Origin of the sequence: Bradyrhizobium iriomotense, assembly GCF_018130765.1 — a bacterium.
Classification (GTDB): domain Bacteria; phylum Pseudomonadota; class Alphaproteobacteria; order Rhizobiales; family Xanthobacteraceae; genus Bradyrhizobium; species Bradyrhizobium iriomotense_A.
Map to the genome: position 1 here is coordinate 39,526 of NZ_JAFCJZ010000019.1, position 17,799 is coordinate 57,324.

The following is a 17,799-nucleotide window of genomic DNA, read 5'->3' on the forward strand; positions in this document are numbered from 1 at the left end:
ACCTACGGCAGCTTGTCGTAGCCTTCGCCGAGCCCGTTCAGGCTGAGCGGGAAGCCGATGCCTTCTTCCGGCGTCTCGAAGATGATGAAGGTCGCGGTCTTGGCGCTGCGGAGCTGGCCGAGCAGCTTGTCGTCCATGACGACCTCGGCGACGCAGCCATTGGGCAGGCAGCGCACGAAGCCGGCGCGGCCGACGTCCTGATTGTCGAGCTTGAGGCCGAGGCCGGAGGGCAGGAGGACGCCGAGCGGGGCGACCACCCGCATCAGGCGACTTTTCTGGTCGGCGGTCTTGAGCACGATCACGGTCAGGCCGGCATTGGAGCGGTCCTCCGCCACCACGCTCTGGATCAGGGCGCATTGCTCGGTCTGCGCGCCCGGCGGGGTGTCGCAGCGGATCTGCCAGTCGCCATGGACGGAGCGCACCGCGCCCTGCGCATGGGCAAGGCCCGGAAGTGCCAGGAGAACGACCGCAGCCAGCAGGGCCGCCAGCGCCGTGAGGCCGTCAGCCTGCCTTGCCATGCATCTCGAAAGCCCCATCGGGGTCGGTCCCTCTGCTCGCTTGGGTCGCTTGCGCGGGTGGACTGATACGGAAATGACGGCGTCTTGAAGGCAATTCCCAAGCAAATTCCGCGCCGCCGAGGCCGCCACCGCCGGCACGAATCAGGTTCCTGTGCGGCCGTTCGCAAGTGCCTACAGCGGGCAATTCCGCTGTCAAGCCGCGGCATCCCGGGAAACGGTATTTTTGTCTGATGTTACTAGGAAATATCTTGCGGGTGATCGCTGGCAGAGGGGGCGCAAGACTGCATTGCGATAGATCAAGAATTATGGTTTGAGAAGCTTGATTTCGGCGTTCTAGCGATCTGGCCCCAATTCCTCTTAGAGGTATTCTTGAGCGGCGGTTTGTCAGACGGACGGATCGAATAAGCGTTTCCCGGAAACAGGGGAATGCACTTGGGGTGATTTCGTAAGGGGAGCGCGAACGGCATGAGGATGTCGATGGGCCGGGTAGGCCGGCATTTGCTGGGATTGGCCGTTGCTGGCCTGACGCTGGCGACGGGCGGCGCGGCTTTTGCCGAGCTAGGGCAGCCAGCGCCGTGGGAGTGGACGCTCCAGCAGTCCGGCTCGCCGGTGATGGACAATATCGTCTGGTTCCACAACTTCCTGTTTGTGCTGATCGCCCTGATCACGCTGTTCGTCCTGGCGCTGCTGATCGTCGTGGTCATCAAGTTCAACGCGAAGGCCAATCCGGTGCCGTCGCGGACCACCCACAACACGCTGATCGAGGTGGTGTGGACCCTGGTTCCCGTGCTGATCCTGGTCGGCATCGCGGTGCCGTCGTTCCGCCTCCTGTTCCTGGAGCTCGACATTCCGAAGGCGGATCTGACGGTGAAGGCGACGGGCAAGCAGTGGTACTGGTCGTATGCCTACCCTGATAACGGCAAGTTCGAGTTCGACTCGCTGATGGCCCAGGACAAGCAGCCCCGCCTGCTCGGCGTCGACAACGAGATGGTGGTGCCGGTCAACAAGGTGATTCGTGTCCAGGTCACCGGCGCAGACGTCATCCACGCCTATGCGCTGCCGGCTTTCGGCGTCAAGATCGACGCCATCCCGGGCCGGCTGAACGAGACCTGGTTCAAGGCCACCAAGACCGGCATGTATTACGGTCAGTGCTCTGAACTTTGCGGCAAGGATCACGCCTTCATGCCGATCGCGATCCGCGTGGTCAGCGACCAGGAGTTCGCCTCCTGGGTCGAGACGGCGAAGAAGAAGTTCGCCAGCGGCGGCACCAGCACCTACGCCTCCGCGGCCGGCCCGACGCAGTAAGCGCCGGGCAAGGCTCGAGGGGACTGAAAGCGAGATAAAAGGGCGGGACCTCCAAAGGTCCGATTGGGACGCAAGGCAGGATTTGAAAATGGCAACGAGCGCAGCGGCACACGGCGATCACGCGCAAGACCACGGACATGACCACGAGCACGCCCATCCGACCGGATGGCGGCGCTACGTCTATTCGACCAACCACAAGGACATCGGCACGATGTACCTGATCTTCGCGGTCATCGCCGGCGTCATCGGTGCCGCGATGTCGATCGCGATCCGGGCCGAGCTGATGTATCCGGGCGTGCAGATCTTCCACGAAACGCACACCTACAACGTTTTCGTGACCTCGCACGGCCTGATCATGATCTTCTTCATGGTCATGCCCGCGATGATCGGCGGCTTCGGCAACTGGTTCGTGCCGCTGATGATTGGCGCGCCCGACATGGCGTTCCCGCGCATGAACAACATCTCGTTCTGGCTGCTGCCGGCCTCCTTCGGCCTGCTGCTGATGTCGACCTTCGTCGAGGGCGAGCCGGGTGCCAACGGCGTCGGCGCCGGCTGGACCATGTACGTTCCGCTGTCGAGCTCCGGCCATCCGGGCCCGGCCGTCGACTTCGCGATCCTGTCGCTGCATCTGGCGGGCGCCTCGTCGATCCTCGGTGCCATCAACTTCATCACCACGATCTTCAACATGCGCGCGCCGGGCATGACCCTGCACAAGATGCCGCTGTTCGTGTGGTCGATCCTGGTGACGGTGTTCCTGCTGCTGCTGTCGCTGCCGGTGCTCGCCGGTGCGATCACCATGCTGCTCACCGACCGCAATTTCGGCACGACGTTCTTCGCGCCCGACGGCGGCGGCGATCCCGTGCTGTTCCAGCACCTGTTCTGGTTCTTCGGCCACCCCGAAGTGTACATCCTGATCCTGCCCGGCTTCGGCATGATCAGCCAGATCGTCTCCACCTTCTCGCGCAAGCCCGTGTTCGGCTATCTCGGCATGGCCTACGCCATGGTCGCGATCGGCGGCATCGGCTTCGTGGTGTGGGCGCACCACATGTACACGGTCGGCATGTCCTCGGCGACGCAGGCCTATTTCGTCGCCGCCACGATGGTGATCGCGGTTCCGACCGGCGTCAAAATCTTCTCGTGGATCGCCACGATGTGGGGCGGCTCGATCGAATTCCGCGCTCCCATGATCTGGGCGGTCGGCTTCATCTTCCTGTTCACGGTCGGTGGCGTCACCGGCGTCGTGCTGGCGAACGCCGGCGTCGACCGCGTGCTGCAGGAGACCTACTACGTCGTCGCGCACTTCCACTACGTGCTGTCGCTCGGCGCGGTGTTCGCGATCTTCGCCGGCTGGTACTACTGGTTCCCGAAGATGACGGGCTACATGTACAACGAGAGCCTCGCGAAGGCGCACTTCTGGGTCACCTTCATCGGCGTCAACCTGGTGTTCTTCCCGCAGCATTTCCTCGGCCTGTCGGGCATGCCGCGCCGCTACGTCGACTATCCCGACGCGTTCGCAGGCTGGAACCTGGTCTCCTCGGTCGGCTCCTACATCTCCGGCTTCGGCGTGCTGATCTTCCTCTACTGCGTGATCGACGCCTTCATGAAGAAGGTGCCGGCGGGCGCCAATCCCTGGGGGGCGGGCGCGACCACGCTGGAGTGGACGCTGCCCTCGCCGCCGCCCTTCCACCAGTTCGAAGTGCTGCCCCGCGTGCAGTGATCGATCTCCCGCGGCGCCCGTGACGGGCGCCGCGGCTCTATAACGAAGCGAGTTGAATTAAGTGTCCGTCCTCGACCACAACGCCGCCGACATCAATCCCCGCATCTCCGAAGCGGAGGTTGCCGACTACATCGCGCTGCTCAAGCCGCGGGTGATGTCGCTGGTGATCTTCACCGCGCTGGTCGGGATGGCGATGGCGCCCGGGCATTTCCATCCCGTGCTCGCGATCACCTCGCTGCTCTGCATCGCAGTCGGTGCCGGCGCCTCCGGCGCGCTCAACATGGCGCTCGAAGGCGACATCGACGCCAAGATGTCGCGCACGGCTAACCGGCCAATCCCGCGCGGCCGCATCACCCGCCCCGAGGCGATGGCGTTCGGCACGACGCTCGCCTTCTTCTCGGTGATGACGCTCGGCATCCTCGTCAACTGGATCGCGGGCGCGCTGCTCGCCTTCACCATCTTCTTCTATGTCGTAATCTACACGATGTGGCTGAAGCGCTGGACCGCGCAGAACATCGTGATCGGCGGCGCCGCCGGCGCGCTGCCGCCGGTCGTGGCCTGGGCCGCGGTGACCGGCACGGTCGACGTCGAGCCGCTGCTGCTGTTCGCCATCATCTTCTTTTGGACCCCGCCGCACTTCTGGGCGCTGGCGCTGTTCCGCTCCGACGATTATGCGCGCGCCGGCATTCCGATGCTGCCCAACGTCGCCGGCCCCGACGCGACGCGTCTGCAGATCCTGCTCTACACCATCGTGCTGATCGCGGTGGCCGCTGCGCCCTGGGCGCTCGGCTATTTCGATGCCGTCTATGGCGTGGTCTCGCTGATCCTCGGCGCCGGCATGCTGGTGCTCGCCATCAACGTCTATCTGCGCCGCGAGCGCAGCCAGTCGCTGCGTGCGACGCGAAAACTGTTTGCTTTCTCGATCCTGTATCTGTTCGCGCTGTTCGCGACCCTGCTGGCCGAGGTCGTCTACCGGGCGCTTGCTCCGATGGTTGGGGGCGCATGAGGCAGGAATGGCTGACAAACCCGAGCCAGATGGAATCGTCCTCACCGAGGCGCAGCAGAAGAGCCGTCGTCAGCGCTCCATTGCCATTGCTTTGGCGCTCGGCGTGCTCGTGGTGCTGTTCTTTGCCGTCACCCTGGTCAAGGGACCGGCAGTGCTAGTCCGGCCGATGTAGGAAACATGGATCACGAGCCGACCATATCGCGGGACGTCAGCGCCAAGCCGGCCAAAGGCCGCGGGCTGGGCCGTGATGTGGTGGTTGCGTCCATCTGCGGCGGCGTGGTTGCGCTGATGGTCGGCGCCTCCTATGCGGCGGTGCCGTTCTACAACTGGTTCTGCCGCGCCACCGGCTTCAACGGCACGACGCAGGTCGCGACCTCCGCACCGGCCACCGGGCCGATCGCACGGAAGATCGCGGTGCGTTTCGATTCCAACGTCGCGCCCGGCCTGCCCTGGAAGTTCGAGCCGGAGCAGAACGAGATCGAGGTCAATATCGGCCAGGTCGTAACCGTCTTCTACACCGTGACCAACCAGGCCGCGCGCACCACCGCAGGGCAAGCGGCCTACAACGTCGCGCCGCTGACGGTCGGCTCCTACTTCCAGAAGATCAACTGCTTCTGCTTCACCGAGCAGACCATGGCGCCGGGCGAGAAGCGCGAGATGCCGGTCGTGTTCTACGTCGATCCCTCGATCGCCGACGATCACGAGAACGACGGGCTGGGCACGATCACGCTGTCCTACACGTTCTATCCGGTGAAGGATCCGGTGGTGAAGCCGCTCGCATCGGGCGAAGCCGACAGACGCAAGGGAAATCTCTGACCGCCGGGCTTACGCCCGAAAGGTTGGAAACAAGGGGATAAGTGCCTGATAGGCACGGGATTGAGGAGAGAGACGGAAATGGCTACGGCGCAAGGCAAGCATCACGACTATCACCTCGTCGATCCCTCTCCGTGGCCGGCGGTCGGCTCGCTCTCGGCCTTCATCATGGCGGTCGGCGCGATTGCCTGGATGCATCACATGTTCGCGGCCGCCCCGATCGTGTTCGGCGTCGGCACCGTCGGCGTGCTCTACACCATGGCAAGCTGGTGGGGCGATGTGATCAAGGAAGCCCAGTACAAGGGCGACCACACCCGCGTCGTGCAGCTGCATCACCGCTACGGCATGATCCTGTTCATCGCCTCCGAGGTGATGTTCTTCGTGGCCTGGTTCTGGGCCTATTTCAACGCGGCGCTGTTTCCGGCCGACGCCGTCCACGCCACCCGCGATGCCGTGTTCGGCTGCGGCCTCGGCACCCAGGCCGGCGCCTGCGCGGTCCCCGGCACCTGGCCGCCGAAGGGCATCGAGACCTTCGATCCCTGGCACCTGCCGCTCCTGAACACGCTGATCCTGCTGACGTCGGGCACCACCGTGACCTGGGCCCACCACGCGCTGCTCGAGAACGATCGCCAGGGCCTGAAATACGGCCTGATCCTCACCGTCGTGCTCGGCGCGCTCTTCACCTGCGTGCAGGCCTATGAGTACAGCCACGCGGCCTTCTCCTTCGCCGGCAACGTCTATGGCGCGACCTTCTTCATGGCGACCGGCTTCCACGGCTTCCACGTGCTGGTCGGCACCATCTTCCTGATCGTGTGCCTTGCGCGCGCCTATGCCGGCCACTTCACGCCGAAGCAGCACCTCGGTTTCGAGTTTGCCGCCTGGTACTGGCACTTCGTCGACGTGGTCTGGCTGTTCCTGTTCCTCTGCATCTATGTGTGGGGACACGGTGCCGAGACCATGGCTCACGGCGCGCACTGAGCTGTGATGGATTGATTGGAAAGGGCGGCCGCAGGGCCGCCCTTTCGCTTTCCGGTCGCCGAAAGATTCTGCGGAAAATGTGATAAAGTAGGCCGTCATGAACGATACCGCCGGTCCATCCGAGCCCCAAACCACCGTCCTGCAAAGCGCGCTACGCGGGCTTGCCTGCAAATGTCCGCGCTGCGGCCAGGGCAAGCTCTATGCGGGCTTCCTCAACCTCGCCCCCGCTTGCGATCGCTGCGGCCTCGACTATGCCTTCATCGACTCCGGCGACGGCCCCGCGATCTTCATCATCATGCTGGCCGGCGCCATCGTGGTCGGCTGCGCGCTCGTCGTCGAGGTCAAGTACCAGCCGCCGTTCTGGCTGCATGCGGTGCTCTGGCTGCCGCTGATCCTCGCCACCACGCTGCTGCCGCTGCGCTCGATGAAGTCGCTGCTGATCGCGCTGCAATTCCACCACAAGGCGGCGCCGGGCCGGCTGATCGACCGCGCGAAATGAGAGAGACTGCGCGCAAGCCCCGCGTGGCCGGCTTCGCGCTGTTCACGCTGGCCCTGACCGCTTCCTTCGTCGCGCTCGGCGTCTGGCAATTGCAGCGCCGGACCGCCAAGCACGAGCTGATCGCGGCGCTCACCGAGCGTCTGGCAGCGGCTCCCATTGCGCTGCCGCCGGCTGGACAATGGGCTGCGCTGAATCCCGCCCGCGATGAATTCCGCCGCGTCAGCTTCACCGCGACCTATGCCCCGCTGCCAGACGCGATGGTCTATTCGTCCGGCTCGGCCGTACGCAAGGACGCTTCAGGTCCCGGCACCTGGGCCTTCCTGCCGGCGCGGCTTGCGGCCGGCGAGATGGTCGTGATCGATGCGGGCTTCATCGAGAACACGATGCAGGATCGCAGCGTCGAGGATCGTGCGGTGAAGAAGCTCGTCACCGGACAGCCGATCGCGCTCACCGGCTATCTCCGCTTCCCCGAGGCACCTGGCTGGATGACGCCGGCGGAGAATCGCGACAAGCGGCTCTGGTTCGTGCGCGATCATCTCGCGATCGCAAGCGCGCTTGGCTGGGGCGCGGTGGCGCCGTTCTATGTCGACCTGGAGCAGCCGGCGCCGCAAAACGGAATTCCGCGCCCCGGTGCGCTGGACGTGCATCTGAAGGATGACCACCTGCAATACGCCATCACCTGGTTCACGCTCGCAGGAGCGGTGCTGATCGCGTTCGGCGTTTGGGTGAGAGCCCGGCGCGAAGGTTAACGACGCCCGTAGGTTCCCGGACGGAACCCGGAATCGTCCGGGGTTTATTATTCAGTTTGGATTCACGAGTGTAATCCCAAGCCGCGTTCGAGTTTGTCCGCGGCAGACAGGGAATGCGGCGTGAGCGATTTCGATCAGATGGGAATTGTCGTCGACTGGGTGGATGCCTGCAGGAACGGCGACCTTGTGATGTTGCTCGACCTCTATGCGGACGACGCGGAGGTCGAGTGCACGTGCAACGGCACGCAGCATTATCATCGCGGCCGGCGCGAGCTCGAACGCTACTGGGGATCGCGGCTCAACGCCTACCTGGCGGCGGGTTTCGGTCTGGAGGAGATCGAGCCGGCGCCGCACGGCGTCGATCTCGAATATTCCGTCGCGGGCGCACTGCGTATTCACGCCTCGTTTCGCTTCAGCCCCGAAGGCAAGATCTACAGCACGCTGTGCACGCCCTCGCGACAGAACGCGCACGACGGCTGCGCGTGCTAGCGCATCACGCGGGCGCGTCTCGCGCCCTCTCCATGGGCAGGCGGCAGCGCACATAGGTTCGGTCGTCCGCGCGCAGCAATGACAGCGACCCGCTGAGCGCGCGCACGCGCTCATGCATGCCGGTCAGGCCGCGGCCGAACACATTGCCCTCGGGAAATCCGCCGCCGTCGTCGGAGACCTCGATGACGAGCGCCTCGCCGACGATAGCCGCCTGCACATCGGCATTGCTCGCTCCGGCATGGCGCAGCACGTTGGTCAGCGCCTCCTGGATCACGCGATAGACAGTCTGGGCCAGCGGTCCGTCGATCGCGTTGAGGCCCGGATCAATCGTGGCGGTCAGGCCGACATGCGGTGCCTGCTTGCGAAAGTTCTGAAGCAGCGTCTGCACGCTCGTCTCCAGCCCCAATTCCTCGATGTAGAGCGGGCGCAGCCGGTCGAGGATGCGGCGGTTGGTCTGCTGCAGCGCCTCCACCGACTGCAGCACCTCCTCCGCCGAATTGCCGAGATTTCCTGCCGGTGGGGAGGCCTCGATCAGCGAGATCGTGCCGGCGCGGATGCTGAACAGCAGCGGGCCGAGCTCGTCGTGGAGCTCGCGGGCGAGATCGCGCCGCTCGTCGTCCTGGAGCGATACCAGGCGGTGCAACAGGTCGCGATTGTCCTGGCTCAATTGCGCGAGCGTTGCGGACAGGGCGTTCGCCGCCTCGCAGCTGCGCCGGATCTCCGGCGGTCCTCCGACCGGGATCGGCGTCGCGTAGTCGCCGCGCCGTATTCGCGTCAGTCCTTCGCCGAGATATTGCAGCGGGCCCACCACCGATCCCGCGAAGAGATAGGCGATGGTGCCGGTGAGCACCATCAGCACGACGACAAGGCTGGTCAGCGCGAGGAAGCCGATCCACTTCTCGAACAGGTCCGCCGACAGGTCCGGCACGAACACGATGTCGCCGACATGCCTGCCGTCAATGACCACCGGCGACGCAGCGTCAATGTCCGGCAGGGTCAAGAGGTTGAGAAACCACCGCGGAACCGTCTGGAGGTTGTGCAGGCCGTCCTTCGCGGAGGGCACGGGACCCGCCTCCACCGTGCGGAATTGGATATCGGAGGAGGTGTCCAGGGATTGGACAAACGCCTCAAGGGTCTTTTGCGGATCGTCCGAGGCGCGCAGCGTGTTATTGAGCGCGGCGGCGATCGTCTTGGTCGAGCGTCGGGCCGGCTCATTCTCGTCGGCCAGTTGACCGGTTGCAAATATCTGCAGCAATATGCCGCCCAGGACCAGCGCCGCGAGAAAACTTGCGCCGAGCGGAAGAAACAGTTGCGTCCTGAATGAAAGTCGTTGCCACATTAGGTCAATTCTAACGCGCATCGGCGTGATTTACTCTTTCCATTTGTTCCCGCCGGTCTATGAGTCGCAAAACAAGAGAGCGCGCGATGCAAGATATTGCCAAGCCGGCGACCCGGATTCTCATTGTCGATGACCACCCGGTGGTGCTGTCCGGCTGCCGCACCCTGTTTGCCTCCGACAATTCGATCCGGATCGAAGAGGCAAGCGACGCCAAATCCGGTCACCGCGCCTATGTCAGCAAGCGGCCCGACGTCACCGTGATCGACATCAGCCTGCCCGACGTCTCCGGCTTCGAGCTTATGCGACGCATACGCAAGGACGATCCCGAGGCCAAGATCATCATGTTCAGCATGAATGACGATCCGGCCTTCGTGGTGCGGGCGGTCGAGCTTGGAGCCCAGGGCTATGTTTCCAAGGGCGACGATCCCCGGATCCTGCTGAAAGCGGTGCGCAAGGTGGTCGCGGGCGACAATTTCATCTCGCCGCAGCTCGCGGAGGCCGTGACCTTCTCCGGTGCCGCGATCAAGGCCAATCCGGCCTCGCAGATGACGCCGCGGGAGCTGGAGATCCTCCGCCTGCTCGGCCGTGGCGACAAGATCGTCGAGGTCGCCGAGGCGCTCGGCATCTCCTACAAGACCGTCGCCAACACCACGTCGCTGCTCAAGCAGAAGCTTGGCGCCAAGAACCATTCCGACCTGATCCGGATCGCAGTGGAAATCGGGATGGGCTGACCTGCCGCCAGCGACCGAACCGGCTGCTCCAGGATGCAGCGGTTCGGCCGACGGATCGGCGCCTCCGCCGGCGGGCAATGCATGGCCGGCAGCGGACGCCCATCCGCCGACACAATGGGCCGAGGCGGCATTCGTTCCTGTCTTGATCGGAAATTCGGGAAAAACCGGCAAACCATCTTCTGGTCTGCGCGCGTCTGCAGCAGCGGTATTCGCGCGCACCGGGAGAAATAGGAACATTTGCCAATATGCGCGGTTTTGACCCTTGACGATTTCGTGACAGGCGACGAAAGCTTGCGCCAACAGTTTTAGCGGGGAGGCGCCCCGGACGAGTCAAACCGGTCTGCACATATCAACGACAGACCTTCCAAGAGAGGGCTGCGGCATCGCCGCAGCCCTTTTCGCGTGAAGAGCCCAGGCGGGAAGCGGTTTCCCGATGCCGCAAAACACTTTATGGTGGCCCGAGGCCTCTGGCTGTTGACAAGTAATTTCGTAAAATCAAAGGCTTACGGATCTGGCTCAGGCTCGGCCGGCCTTTGGAGGGCAGTTTGACTCGTTATATCTCGACCCGGGGCGAGGCCCCTGAACTCGGCTTCTGCGACGTGATGCTGACCGGGCTCGCCCGTGACGGCGGCCTGTATGTACCGGCGACGTGGCCCCAGCTCCCGGCCGAGACCATCGCCGGTTTCTTCGGCCGCCCCTATTGGGAGGTCGCGGTCGACGTGATCCGTCCCTTCGCCGCAGGCGAGATCTCCGATGCCGAGCTCGGCCGCATGGCGAACGAAGCCTATGCCACCTTCCGTCATCCGGCCGTGGTGCCGCTGCGCCAGATGTCGCCGCACCAGTTCGTGCTGGAGTTGTTCCACGGTCCGACGCTGGCCTTCAAGGACGTGGCGATGCAGCTGATCTCGCGGCTGATGGATCACGTGCTCGCCAAGCGCGGCCAGCGCACCACCATCGTGGTCGCCACCTCCGGCGACACCGGCGGCGCCGCGGTCGAAGCCTTCGCGGGGCTCGAGAACGTCGACCTCATCGTGCTGTTCCCGCATGGCCGCATCTCCGAGGTGCAGCGGCGGATGATGACGACGACGGGCGCGGCCAACGTCCATGCGCTCGCCATCGAAGGCACTTTCGACGACTGCCAGGCACTCGTGAAGGGCATGTTCAACAACCATCGCTTCCGCGATGCGACCTCGCTCTCTGGCGTCAACTCCATCAACTGGGCGCGCATCGTCGCCCAGGTGGTTTACTACTTCACCTCCGCCGTCGCCGTCGGTGCGCCGGCGCGCGCGGTGGATTTCGTGGTGCCGACCGGCAATTTCGGCGACATCTTCGCCGGCTACGTCGCCAAGCGCATGGGCCTGCCGGTGCGCACCCTGCGCATCGCCGCCAACGTCAACGACATCCTGGCGCGCACGCTGAAGACCGGCATCTACGAGGTGCGCGAGGTGCACGCGACGGCGTCGCCGTCGATGGACATCCAGATCTCCTCGAATTTCGAGCGGCTGCTGTTCGAGGCCGGCCGGCGCGATGCCGCCGGCGTGCGCCGTCTGATGGAGTCGCTGAAGCAGTCCGGACGCTTCGTGCTGCCTGACGCAACGCTGGCCGGGATCCGCGAGGAGTTCGACGCCGGGCGCGCCGACGAGACCGAGACTGCCGCCGCGATCCGCGCCGCCTGGCGCGAGGCAGGCGAACTGGTCGACCCCCATACCGCGGTGGCGCTCGCCGTCGCCGACCGCGACACCACCGACACCACGGTGCCCAGCATCGTGCTCTCCACCGCCCATCCGGCCAAATTCCCCGATGCGGTCGAAGCGGCCTGCGGCCAGCGGCCGCAACTGCCGGCCTGGCTCGACGGTCTCATGACCAAATCCGAACACATCAAGGTGATGAAGAACGATCAGGCCGAGGTCGAGCGGTTCGTGCTGTCGGTCAGCCGCGCCGCAAAGCAGGGAGTTGCCGGATGAGCGTCGAGATTTCCAAGCTTGCGTCCGGCCTCACCGTCGTCACCGACAAGATGCCTCATCTCGAGACCGCCGCGCTCGGCGTCTGGGCCGGCGTCGGCGGACGCGACGAGAAGCCCAACGAGCACGGCATCTCGCATCTCCTGGAGCACATGGCGTTCAAGGGCACGACGAAACGCTCCTCGCGCGAGATCGTCGAGGAGATCGAGGCGGTCGGCGGCGACCTCAATGCCGGCACCTCGACCGAGACCACGTCCTATTATGCGCGGGTGCTGAAGGCCGACGTGCCGCTCGCGCTCGACGTGCTCGCCGACATCCTGGCCAATCCCGCCTTCGAGCCGGATGAGCTGGAGCGCGAGAAGAACGTCATCGTGCAGGAGATCGGCGCCGCGCAGGACACGCCCGACGACGTCGTGTTCGAGCATCTCAACGAGCTCTGCTATCCCGACCAGCCGATGGGGCGTTCGCTGCTCGGCACCGCCAAGACGCTGCGCAGCTTCAACCGCGACATGCTGCGCGGCTATCTCTCGACGCATTATCGCGGCCCCGACATGGTGGTGGCGGCCGCCGGCGCGGTCGATCACGGCCAGGTTGTCGCCGAGGTCGAGAAGCGCTTTGCGAGCTTCGAGGCGACGCCGGGCCCGAAGCCGCAATCCGCCCAGTTCGGTAAGGGCGGCGCCAAGGTGGTGCATCGCGAGCTCGAGCAGGCGCATCTGACGCTGGCGCTGGAAGGCGTGCCGCAGAACGACCTGTCGCTTTTTTCGCTTCAGGTTTTCACCAACGTCCTCGGCGGCGGAATGTCGTCGCGGCTGTTCCAGGAGGTGCGCGAGAAGCGTGGCCTCTGCTACTCGATCTACTCGTTCCACGCGCCCTATACGGATACCGGCTTCTTCGGCCTTTACACTGGTACCGATCCGGCCGACGCGCCGGAGATGATGGAGGTCGTGGTCGACATCATGAACGATTCGGTGGAGACGCTGACCGAGGCCGAGATCGCGCGCGCCAAGGCGCAGATGAAGGCAGGGCTCCTGATGGCGCTGGAGAGCTGCTCGTCCCGCGCCGAGCAGCTCGCCCGGCACGTGCTCGCCTATGGCCGGCCGCAGACGGTGCAGGAACTGGTGGCCCGGATCGACGCCGTCAGCGTCGAATCGACCCGGGACGCCGCGCGTGCACTGCTTTCGCGCAGCCGCCCTGCAGTTGTCGCATTAGGCAGCGGCAGGGGTCTGGACACGGCGGTGTCTTTTGCGGAAGGATTGACTCGGGCGCGTGCCAAGGCGCGGCTGCATTAGGAGCCGCGTTAGGGAGCCCCCGCCCCGGGAAGCATCACCATGGCCCTCTTTCGCCTGCCGTCCAGTGGACCCGCTGCCCTCGCCCCCCGCGGCAACGGTCTGTTGCTGCGCGCGCCGCAGATGTCGGATTTCCTGCAATGGGCTCACCTGCGCGAGACCAGCCGCGACTATCTCACGCCCTGGGAGCCGATCTGGCCGTCGGACGATCTGACGCGCTCCGGCTTCCGCCGCCGCCTGCGCCGCTATTCCGAGGACATCGCCGCGGACCGCTCCTACCCCTTCCTGATCTTCCGTGAGCTCGACGGCGCCATGGTCGGCGGCATCACGCTCGCCAATGTCCGGCGCGGCATCGTGCAGGCCGGCACCATCGGCTATTGGATCGGCCAGCCCCATGCCCATCGCGGCTACATGACGGCCGCGCTGCGGGTGTTGCTGCCGACGCTGTTCGGCGAGCTCAATTTGCACCGGGTCGAGGCCGCCTGCATCCCCACCAATGCGCCGTCGATCCGGGTGCTGGAGAAGTGCGGCTTCTCCCGCGAGGGCCTTGCACGCCGCTATCTCTGCATCAACGGGGTCTGGCAGGACCACCTGCTGTTCGGCCTGCTGCACGAGGATTTCCGCGGCTGAGCCGCCCGATTCGTGTAGCCAAATCCCTTTTTGCTGCCTTGGGTTCGCCGATTTTGGCGATATAACCCGGCCGGAACATTGTCATGGAGTATGGGCGTTGATGGTGAAGGAGCTTCGGTCGTCGCGGACGACGTTGCGGCGGGGGACGGCGGTCGCGCTGGCGTTGTCGGTTGCGCTCGCCTCGGTCTCGCCGGTGGCGGCCCAATCGTTGAGCGACCGCTTCAAGAGCCTGTTCGGCGGCAAGTCCGACGAGCAGCCCGCCCAGCCCAAGCCGGCGCCCGCGCCCGGCCAGCCCGCGGCCGATGACGACGTCGATTGCCCGCAGGTCACGGTGCGTGCCGGAGCCTCCACCTACGCGGTCGGCGCCGGCGGCAAGCCGGCCGCCGGCAATGACGTGCGCTACCAGGCCACGATCACCAAGATGGCACGCGAATGCATCCGGAGCGGCGGTGATATCACGGCTCGGATCGGCATCCAGGGCCGCGTCATCGCCGGTCCCGCCGGGGCGCCTGCCACGGTCGAGGTTCCCCTGCGCGTCGCCGTGGTGCAGGGCGGCGTCGGCGAGAAGGTGATCGCCTCGAAGGCCTACCGGACCACGGTCGAGATGTCGGAGGGCGGCAGCGTGCCCTTCACCATGGTCGTCGAGGATCTGGTCTATCCGGTGCCGTCAGCTGCGACCGCCGATTCCTACATCTTCTACGTCGGCTTCGACCCGCAGGCGCTCTCGCCCGAGCCGAAGGGGCGCAAGAAGAAGTAGGCGGCGAATTCAGCTCTGTAGGGCGCGTGCGCCTTACGCGAAATAGCGCGTCAGGATCCCGCGATACACCTTCGTCAGCTTTTCCAGATCCGTCACCGGCACGCGCTCGTCGACCTGGTGCATGGTCTGGCCGACCAGGCCGAATTCGATCACCGGGCAATAGCTCGAGATGAAGCGCGCGTCCGACGTGCCGCCCGAGGTCGACAGCTCGGGCTTGCGTCCCGTCACCTCCTCGATCGCGGACACCGCCAGATCGGTGAACGGGCCGGGCTTGGTCACGAACACGTTGGAGTTCGACGGCTCCCACACGATGCGGGCCTTGATGCGGTTGCCACAGGCTTTGGCGAGGCGCGTCTCGACCAGCTCGCGCAGGCTCGCCTGGGTGTGGTTGTCGTTGTAGCGGATGTTGAATTTCGCGCGGGCCTCACCGGGGATGACGTTGGAGGCCTTGTTGCCAACGTCCACGGACGTGAATTCGAGATTGGAGGCCTGGAACTGGGCGCTGCCATGGTCGAGCGGCTCGTCGGAGATCGCAACGATCAGCCGCGAGATGTCAGGCACCGGATTGGCCGCGCGATGCGGATAGGCGACATGGCCCTGCACGCCGTCGACATACAGCGTGCCGGATTGCGAGCCGCGGCGGCCGACCTTGATGGTGTCGCCGAGCGTCTCGACATTGGAGGGCTCGCCCAGCACGCAATGGTCGAACTTCTCGCCTCGCTCCGCGGCCCATTTCAAGAGCTTGATGGTGCCGTTGATGGAGACGTCTTCCTCGTCGCCGGTGATCAGGAACGAGATCGAACCTTTTCCATCGGCGCGAGGCTTGCCGCCGTTGGCCGCGAGATGCTCGAGCACCGCGGCGGCGGAGCAGGCGATGCCGCCCTTCATGTCGACCGCGCCGCGGCCGTGCAGCACGCCGTCCTTCACCTCGCCGGAGAACGCGCCGACGCTCCAGGCGCTCTCGTCGCCCGGCGGCACCACGTCGGTGTGCCCGGCGAAGGTGATGTGCGGGCCTTCGGTGCCGATCCGCGCATAGAGATTGTCGACGTCGGCGGTGCCTTCCTCGCTGAAGGTCACGCGGTGACAGGTGAAGCCGGCGGCGCCGAGGGCTTTTTCAAGCACTCCCAGCGCACCGGCGTCGGCCGGGGTTACCGAGGGGCAGCGGATGAGATCGCGGGCAATCGAGAGAGCATCGGTCATGCGCCCCGCTTAACATGCATGCCGCCGGGTGGGCTAGCACTGGGCGGGACAATTTCGATCTCGTGGCTCTGGTCCCACCTTTTCGCGGATGGCGCGGCCGATGCCGAACTGTCCTCGATCTCGAGAAGCGGATCGGGGCCGAAGCGGTTGTGGCCCGAGGTGCCGGGCCGGCAGAACATTTCGACGAAGCCCCACAGCCACAGGATGGAGAAGGGCAGGCTGAGCGAAAGAATCCAGCTCAACTTGGGCAGCAGGTCCGCGAACTGGCTGAACAGGCCGGGCAGGAAGAAGAACAGAACGATCCACCAGCCACTCCTGTCGCGATCGTGCAGCCGCTTGATCGCCGTCGCCAGGAAGATCCATGAGAATAGCGCGAGGCCAGATGCCTTCAGGATCAGGTCCGTGCGGTCGAGGGACGCCAGCGAACGATAGGCCCGGGGATCGACCAGCTTGAAGAGATCGTCGAGGCCGAAGTCGAAATCGAGTTTCAGGGATAGCTTCAACGCCCCCTCGGCGCTGATGAGGTGAATCACCTGACCGATCACCCCAAGCAGGGCCGCCAGCAGCGCGACGATCAGCAGCGCCTGCCACAGCAAAGCGCGGTTGATGCGGCCGTCGAAGCGGAAGAGATACCAGGTCCAGTCCATGCGAAGGGGCTCCGGGCGGGAGGAGCCGCCCGGATATTGGTCGCGATGGAAGGAGGGAGGGTTCGATAGGGCTCTCTTCACCTCGCCCCGCCTGCGGGGAGAGGTCGGATTGCGAAGCAATCCGGGTGAGGGGGTACAGGTCTCGCGGCCATCTCATCCGTGGAGAGAGGCCCCTCACCCCAACCCTCTCCCCGCAAGAACGGGGAGAGGGGGAGGAGAGAGTCTTAATCCCGCAGCAGCTCGTTGATGCTGGTCTTCGAGCGCGTGCGCTCGTCGACGCGCTTGACGATGACGGCGCAGGCGGTGCTCGGGCCGATCTGGCCGTTCTTCATCGGCTTGCCGGGCAGCGCGCCGGGCACCACCACCGAATATTCCGGCACTTCGCCCATGAAGACCTCGCCGGTCTCGCGGTCGACGATCTTGGTTGAGGCACCCAAAAACACGCCCATCGCCAGCACCGCGCCCTTGCGCACGATCACGCCCTCGGCGACCTCGCTGCGCGCGCCGATGAAGCAGTCGTCCTCGATGATCACGGGCTCGGCCTGCAGCGGTTCGAGCACGCCGCCGATGCCGGCGCCGCCGGAGATGTGCACGCGCTTGCCGATCTGCGCGCAGGAGCCGACGGTGGCCCAGGTGTCGACCATGGTGCTCTCATCGACATAGGCGCCGAGATTGACGAAGGACGGCATCAGCACGACGTTCTTGGCGATGAAGGCCGAGCGGCGGACGACCGCGCCGGGCACTGCGCGAAAACCGGCATCGCGAAAGCGGTTCGGGCCCCAGCCCTCGAACTTCGAGGGCACCTTGTCCCACCAGCTCGCCTTGCCGGGACCGCCGGGAATGACGTCCATGTCGTTGAGGCGGAACGACAGCAGCACGGCCTTCTTCAGCCACTGGTTGACCTTCCACTTGCCGTCAGCGCCGCGCTCGGCAACGCGCGCCTCGCCCTTGTCCAGGGTCTCCAGCACCTGGTCCACGGCCTCGCGCACCTCGCCCTTGGTCGAGGTCGAGATGCCGTCACGCGCGTCGAAGGCGCTGTTGATGGTGGATTCGAGGGCGGACAGGGACATCGGGATTTCCTCTTCGGAGCGGGAATTTTGATGGGATTGGGGCGCTTTTTCGGGATTTGGAGGGGCGGAGTCAAGGCATACTCCGTTGTCGTCCCGGGGCGCGC

The 17,799-nt window shown here is 65.3% G+C and carries 19 protein-coding genes; 14 read left to right on the plus strand and 5 right to left on the minus strand.

Features of this window, described 5'->3' with window-relative positions:
• Positions 1 to 2: 2 nt before the first annotated feature.
• Positions 3 to 536 carry an invasion associated locus B family protein gene (locus tag JQ635_RS27885; protein ID WP_211407083.1) on the minus strand — a complete coding sequence of 178 codons (534 nt, stop codon included), beginning with the start codon at positions 534 to 536 and terminating at the stop codon, positions 3 to 5.
• 447 nt (positions 537 to 983) lie between these two features.
• Here JQ635_RS27885 and coxB point away from each other — a divergent pair, with 447 nt between their 5' ends.
• The 9 genes from coxB (at position 984) to JQ635_RS27930 (ending at position 8,074) form a co-directional block, all read left to right on the plus strand.
• The gene (coxB, locus tag JQ635_RS27890) at positions 984 to 1,823 is read left to right on the plus strand and encodes a cytochrome c oxidase subunit II (RefSeq protein ID WP_211412982.1); all 840 of its coding nucleotides are present in this window, start codon (positions 984 to 986) and stop codon (positions 1,821 to 1,823) included.
• An 88-nt stretch (positions 1,824 to 1,911) separates the two neighbouring features.
• Positions 1,912 to 3,540: a cytochrome c oxidase subunit I gene (gene ctaD, locus JQ635_RS27895; protein WP_211412983.1), complete on the plus strand. Its 1,629-nt coding sequence runs from the start codon at positions 1,912 to 1,914 to the stop codon at positions 3,538 to 3,540.
• A gap of 61 nt (positions 3,541 to 3,601) precedes the next feature.
• Positions 3,602 to 4,546: a heme o synthase gene (locus JQ635_RS27900; RefSeq protein WP_211412984.1), complete on the plus strand. Its 945-nt coding sequence runs from the start codon at positions 3,602 to 3,604 to the stop codon at positions 4,544 to 4,546.
• Between the two features lie 7 nt (positions 4,547 to 4,553).
• Positions 4,554 to 4,718, plus strand: coding sequence for a CoxF protein (locus JQ635_RS27905; protein ID WP_211412985.1), 165 nt, complete (start codon positions 4,554 to 4,556; stop codon positions 4,716 to 4,718).
• A gap of 5 nt (positions 4,719 to 4,723) precedes the next feature.
• Entirely contained in the window at positions 4,724 to 5,362 is a 639-nt protein-coding gene (locus JQ635_RS27910; RefSeq protein WP_211412986.1) for a cytochrome c oxidase assembly protein, read from the plus strand.
• Positions 5,363 to 5,440: 78 nt separating this feature from the next.
• Positions 5,441 to 6,337 (plus strand): cytochrome c oxidase subunit 3, encoded by an 897-nt coding sequence (locus JQ635_RS27915; RefSeq protein ID WP_211412987.1) that lies wholly within the window; start codon positions 5,441 to 5,443, stop codon positions 6,335 to 6,337.
• A gap of 97 nt (positions 6,338 to 6,434) precedes the next feature.
• On the plus strand, positions 6,435 to 6,836 hold the full coding sequence (locus tag JQ635_RS27920) for a DUF983 domain-containing protein (protein ID WP_211412988.1): 402 nt from the start codon (positions 6,435 to 6,437) through the stop codon (positions 6,834 to 6,836).
• A complete protein-coding gene (locus JQ635_RS27925; protein ID WP_211412989.1) occupies positions 6,833 to 7,585 on the plus strand; it encodes an SURF1 family protein in 753 nt (250 codons plus the stop codon). Before JQ635_RS27920 ends, JQ635_RS27925 begins: the two co-directional genes overlap by 4 nt.
• Before the next feature lie 120 nt (positions 7,586 to 7,705).
• Entirely contained in the window at positions 7,706 to 8,074 is a 369-nt protein-coding gene (locus tag JQ635_RS27930; RefSeq protein ID WP_211412990.1) for a nuclear transport factor 2 family protein, read from the plus strand.
• A 4-nt stretch (positions 8,075 to 8,078) separates the two neighbouring features.
• Here JQ635_RS27930 and JQ635_RS27935 read toward each other — a convergent pair whose 3' ends face one another.
• On the minus strand, positions 8,079 to 9,413 hold the full coding sequence (locus JQ635_RS27935) for a histidine kinase (protein ID WP_211412991.1): 1,335 nt from the start codon (positions 9,411 to 9,413) through the stop codon (positions 8,079 to 8,081).
• 86 nt (positions 9,414 to 9,499) lie between these two features.
• On the opposite strand from JQ635_RS27935, the gene JQ635_RS27940 reads away from it, so the two are divergent.
• From JQ635_RS27940 to JQ635_RS27960, 5 genes are all read left to right on the plus strand, one after another.
• Entirely contained in the window at positions 9,500 to 10,144 is a 645-nt protein-coding gene (locus tag JQ635_RS27940) for a response regulator transcription factor (protein ID WP_211412992.1), read from the plus strand.
• A gap of 545 nt (positions 10,145 to 10,689) precedes the next feature.
• The gene (gene thrC, locus JQ635_RS27945) at positions 10,690 to 12,108 is read left to right on the plus strand and encodes a threonine synthase (protein ID WP_211412993.1); all 1,419 of its coding nucleotides are present in this window, start codon (positions 10,690 to 10,692) and stop codon (positions 12,106 to 12,108) included.
• Positions 12,105 to 13,394 (plus strand): M16 family metallopeptidase, encoded by a 1,290-nt coding sequence (locus tag JQ635_RS27950; RefSeq protein WP_211412994.1) that lies wholly within the window; start codon positions 12,105 to 12,107, stop codon positions 13,392 to 13,394. Before thrC ends, JQ635_RS27950 begins: the two co-directional genes overlap by 4 nt.
• A gap of 39 nt (positions 13,395 to 13,433) precedes the next feature.
• Positions 13,434 to 14,021, plus strand: coding sequence for a GNAT family N-acetyltransferase (locus JQ635_RS27955; protein WP_100177964.1), 588 nt, complete (start codon positions 13,434 to 13,436; stop codon positions 14,019 to 14,021).
• Between the two features lie 100 nt (positions 14,022 to 14,121).
• Positions 14,122 to 14,778: a hypothetical protein gene (locus tag JQ635_RS27960; RefSeq protein WP_211412995.1), complete on the plus strand. Its 657-nt coding sequence runs from the start codon at positions 14,122 to 14,124 to the stop codon at positions 14,776 to 14,778.
• 33 nt (positions 14,779 to 14,811) lie between these two features.
• Here the strand turns inward: JQ635_RS27960 and dapE are convergent, their stop codons facing one another.
• The 3 genes from dapE to dapD all read right to left on the minus strand — a co-directional run bounded on the left by dapE (position 14,812) and on the right by dapD (position 17,695).
• The gene (dapE, locus tag JQ635_RS27965) at positions 14,812 to 15,978 is read right to left on the minus strand and encodes a succinyl-diaminopimelate desuccinylase (protein WP_211412996.1); all 1,167 of its coding nucleotides are present in this window, start codon (positions 15,976 to 15,978) and stop codon (positions 14,812 to 14,814) included.
• Positions 15,975 to 16,625 carry a DUF805 domain-containing protein gene (locus JQ635_RS27970; protein ID WP_211412997.1) on the minus strand — a complete coding sequence of 217 codons (651 nt, stop codon included), beginning with the start codon at positions 16,623 to 16,625 and terminating at the stop codon, positions 15,975 to 15,977. The genes dapE and JQ635_RS27970 overlap by 4 nt, the downstream gene beginning before the upstream one ends.
• A 224-nt stretch (positions 16,626 to 16,849) precedes the next feature.
• The gene (gene dapD / locus JQ635_RS27975; RefSeq protein ID WP_211412998.1) at positions 16,850 to 17,695 is read right to left on the minus strand and encodes a 2,3,4,5-tetrahydropyridine-2,6-dicarboxylate N-succinyltransferase; all 846 of its coding nucleotides are present in this window, start codon (positions 17,693 to 17,695) and stop codon (positions 16,850 to 16,852) included.
• Positions 17,696 to 17,799: the final 104 nt, after the last annotated feature.

What these genes read in the sequence shown, in the direction of transcription:
- JQ635_RS27885 (WP_211407083.1), bottom strand. Translation starts at nt 536, where the DNA reads ATGGGGCTTTCGAGATGCATGGCAAGGCAGGCTGACGGCCTCACGGCG.
- JQ635_RS27950 (WP_211412994.1), top strand. Translation starts at nt 12,105, where the DNA reads ATGAGCGTCGAGATTTCCAAGCTTGCGTCCGGCCTCACCGTCGTCACC.
- JQ635_RS27960 (WP_211412995.1), top strand. Translation starts at nt 14,122, where the DNA reads ATGGTGAAGGAGCTTCGGTCGTCGCGGACGACGTTGCGGCGGGGGACG.
- dapE (WP_211412996.1), bottom strand. Translation starts at nt 15,978, where the DNA reads ATGACCGATGCTCTCTCGATTGCCCGCGATCTCATCCGCTGCCCCTCG.
- JQ635_RS27905 (WP_211412985.1), top strand. Translation starts at nt 4,554, where the DNA reads ATGGCTGACAAACCCGAGCCAGATGGAATCGTCCTCACCGAGGCGCAG.
- dapD (WP_211412998.1), bottom strand. Translation starts at nt 17,695, where the DNA reads ATGTCCCTGTCCGCCCTCGAATCCACCATCAACAGCGCCTTCGACGCG.
- JQ635_RS27970 (WP_211412997.1), bottom strand. Translation starts at nt 16,625, where the DNA reads ATGGACTGGACCTGGTATCTCTTCCGCTTCGACGGCCGCATCAACCGC.
- JQ635_RS27920 (WP_211412988.1), top strand. Translation starts at nt 6,435, where the DNA reads ATGAACGATACCGCCGGTCCATCCGAGCCCCAAACCACCGTCCTGCAA.
- JQ635_RS27910 (WP_211412986.1), top strand. Translation starts at nt 4,724, where the DNA reads ATGGATCACGAGCCGACCATATCGCGGGACGTCAGCGCCAAGCCGGCC.
- JQ635_RS27915 (WP_211412987.1), top strand. Translation starts at nt 5,441, where the DNA reads ATGGCTACGGCGCAAGGCAAGCATCACGACTATCACCTCGTCGATCCC.
- JQ635_RS27940 (WP_211412992.1), top strand. Translation starts at nt 9,500, where the DNA reads ATGCAAGATATTGCCAAGCCGGCGACCCGGATTCTCATTGTCGATGAC.
- JQ635_RS27925 (WP_211412989.1), top strand. Translation starts at nt 6,833, where the DNA reads ATGAGAGAGACTGCGCGCAAGCCCCGCGTGGCCGGCTTCGCGCTGTTC.
- JQ635_RS27935 (WP_211412991.1), bottom strand. Translation starts at nt 9,413, where the DNA reads ATGTGGCAACGACTTTCATTCAGGACGCAACTGTTTCTTCCGCTCGGC.
- ctaD (WP_211412983.1), top strand. Translation starts at nt 1,912, where the DNA reads ATGGCAACGAGCGCAGCGGCACACGGCGATCACGCGCAAGACCACGGA.
- coxB (WP_211412982.1), top strand. Translation starts at nt 984, where the DNA reads ATGAGGATGTCGATGGGCCGGGTAGGCCGGCATTTGCTGGGATTGGCC.
- JQ635_RS27955 (WP_100177964.1), top strand. Translation starts at nt 13,434, where the DNA reads ATGGCCCTCTTTCGCCTGCCGTCCAGTGGACCCGCTGCCCTCGCCCCC.